The organism is Sulfurimonas sp. (assembly GCF_023229025.1).
Lineage (GTDB): Bacteria > Campylobacterota > Campylobacteria > Campylobacterales > Sulfurimonadaceae > Sulfurimonas.
In genome coordinates this window covers 1-2,801 of sequence record NZ_JALOAA010000078.1, presented here as the reverse complement: position 1 = coordinate 2,801, position 2,801 = coordinate 1, and the positions used below count along the sequence as shown (strand labels likewise).

The following is a 2,801-nucleotide window of genomic DNA, read 5'->3' as shown; positions in this document are numbered from 1 at the left end:
TTTTATGCATGCTAGGCATGCACCATCCAAGGTTGTAACATCAATTCAATTTTTAGTGGTAGGGTTGGGATAATTCACTGGCTGGGTTAGGGCCGGTCTACCGGCCGGACTGCGTCGGCGGACTCATGAAAAAATAGAGCTGTATAGTGAAATCAAAGATCGTTACGTTGAGAATGTTTTCAAACGCTTTAAAAGGGAGATATGACCGGCGTTGATGGGAGAGAGCGACCTCTGTTGATGGGAAAGGTAAGGCCCAACAAGAGAGTTGAGCCTCGAGTAGCGTTATTCTTCAGTATTACCTAATCTTAAATCTGGACCTTTCATTTCCAACCGAGAAGCATTTTGCAATAACCTCCCTTTGATTGATTCACCGAAACTCTTAATTGGAAACAAGTGTTGCCAATACTCTGGATTACTTTGGGAACAAACCAGGGTGGAGGTATTGGCGATTGCTCTTCGGTCAAAGAATTCTTGTAATAAGTAGTTGTCCTCAATGTCGGTATTGGGGAATTCGTCGATACACAGCAATGGGAATTTAGCATAGTACTCAATCTTCGATTCTAAAGTTTGACTGTCCTTATTTTTTAGGCGAACCAGTTCACGGTATAGAACCGGAAACTTTACCCACCTAGTTCTAATGCCTGCTTTACAAGCGCTGGTTGCGATTGAGTTAGCCAGCCAGGTCTTTCCCGTTCCCGGAGCTCCCCATATTACCAAGTTACGTTTCTCTCGGATAAAATGAAGGTTATTCAGTTCTTCAATGAGTTCCAGATCTAATTCCCTTTGCTCATAGCGCCAAAGGTCAGCCATATAGCTTGGGCTCCCCATACGAGAGCGTTTGATTAGTCGCTCTGCCAATGCCTCACTTTTCTGGACAGCCATCTCTTTTAACACCAAGGCGATTATTGCCACCATATCGTCTTTTGTTTTGTGTGACAGTTGTTCTTGTAAGCTTTCTCCAACATCAACCAATCCCATCGTAGCCAAGGAAGAGCAGATAATTTGAATATTTTCATTGTGTTTCATCATTCTGCCTCCCCTTGCGCGTGTGAGCAATAGAGAGAGTTTAGGTTCATTTGGGCCTGTTTACTCGATAAGTTTTCTAGCCTCTCAGCCTGAAGGTTTCCAGCAATTGTATTAAAACCTTTAGTGCTAAATATTGATGAAGAGAGTGCTATTCTAGCTGCTTCTTTCACAACCTCGGGATGGTAAGAAGAAAGCTTAGAAAGGACCGCAACTACTGTACGGTACCCTTGTACTTCAAACTCAAAGCGGTCCAACGCTCCATTACACCAGTCTACCATCTCGGCTCCGTAGGCTTTGGCTCTCTCAATGAAACCAGCTCGACTGTACCCCTTCTCCCCGGTGTTACCTCCGGGGAAATGTTCCTCCTTGCTCCTGCGCTGCCATTTATGTAGAGCTCTGTAATGTTCGGCTATTAGTGTTCTCTTTTCTGTGTAAATGGTTACCATTGTTTCTGTAGCTCTAACGATGACTGTTTGCTTGATATGTTCGACCGGTACGCTATAATAAGCACAGTCGAATTGGATATGGCTATCCCGACTGACTACTGCCTTCTTCTCCACATACGACTGGTACTCGCATAGGGGAAGGGGCAGTAGCATTTTTTGCTCCTCATCCATGAAAATTTGAAACCTAGATCCAGTTCGTTTGGAGTATGGGCGCTGGAGTACTGTTTTCATTTTTGCATGGAGTAGTCGGTTGAACTCGGCTAACGAGTGGCACCTAATCTGCGACAGGGGCCTAAGTAGATCATTTTCAACCAATTGGACAGTACGTTCTACGTGGGCTTTGTCTCGTGGCCGACGAGGGCGGGTTGGCTTTACAAACATGCCATAATGTTCAGCAAATTCTGCATACTGAGTATTGATAATTGCTTCCTCTGTGCCCCTGCGTGCTCGTGTAACTGCTGTGCGACAATTGTCGGGAACTATTATTGAGGGACAGCCTTCGAAGAAATTAAAGGCATTTCGGTGTCCGGCAAGCCAAGAATGCATCTTCTCATCTAGAAAGGCTTCAGCATAAAAGTAACCGCTGTAGGGAAGGGAGATAACCAAAATGTGTATAGGCACTCGCTCTTTGCTGTCAATGTCGATGATGTGAGCTTTCTCTCCAACCCAGTCAACCTGTCCTTCAATTCCCGGTTGATGATTTAAAGGTAAACTTAGCTGATTACTTCTTGCATACTCACTAACCAACTCGTTGAACCTAGTGATCTTGTAAGCATTCTTGCCACACGCTTTAGCTTGCCTAACATACTCTACCCACAACTCATTACGTGATTTCCCCTGTCGTTGCCGATTTAGGATTTTCTCACAGTCTGGTTGTAGGAATGATTGGTCTACGCTGTAACGATTGGTAAAGATGTTATCAGCTATTTGCTCATTACTCAGATTCTTGGGGACTTCTGCAATGTCTCCCCAAACACTTTCACAACGGCTGAGGACCCTGTCCACAGTCTTCCATTTGCATCCCAATAGATGGGCAATGGCATTTACACTTGCTCCTTGTTCTCTTAGTTGGAGAATCTTTCGATAATCTACCACAAGAGCACCTCCTAAAATGATTTTGTCTTACGACATAAAATTCATTTTATGAGATTGTACCCCTGAAAGGTATTCTTTTTTGCCCTCGGTCAGCTTCTCCCATCAATAGCGGTCACCTTCTCCCCTAACAGCGGTCACCTTGTGCCATTAGCCCCGTTGTATGCACATTTAGGATTCATTTAGCTTAGATAGTTGTTTTTTGATTTCTTCTAATTCGGTGAACTCATGTGTTCC

The 2,801-nt window shown here is 44.3% G+C and carries 2 protein-coding genes; both read right to left on the bottom strand.

Going from position 1 to position 2,801, the window contains the following annotated elements; translation table 11 throughout:
* Positions 1–282: 282 nt before the first annotated feature.
* Positions 283–1,029, bottom strand: a complete 747-nt coding sequence (gene zapE, locus M0Q20_RS10980; RefSeq protein ID WP_295061908.1) for an AFG1/ZapE family ATPase — start codon at positions 1,027–1,029, stop codon at positions 283–285.
* Entirely contained in the window at positions 1,026–2,567 is a 1,542-nt protein-coding gene (istA, locus tag M0Q20_RS10975) for an IS21 family transposase (protein ID WP_295061905.1), read from the bottom strand. The genes zapE and istA overlap by 4 nt, the downstream gene beginning before the upstream one ends.
* Positions 2,568–2,801: the final 234 nt, after the last annotated feature.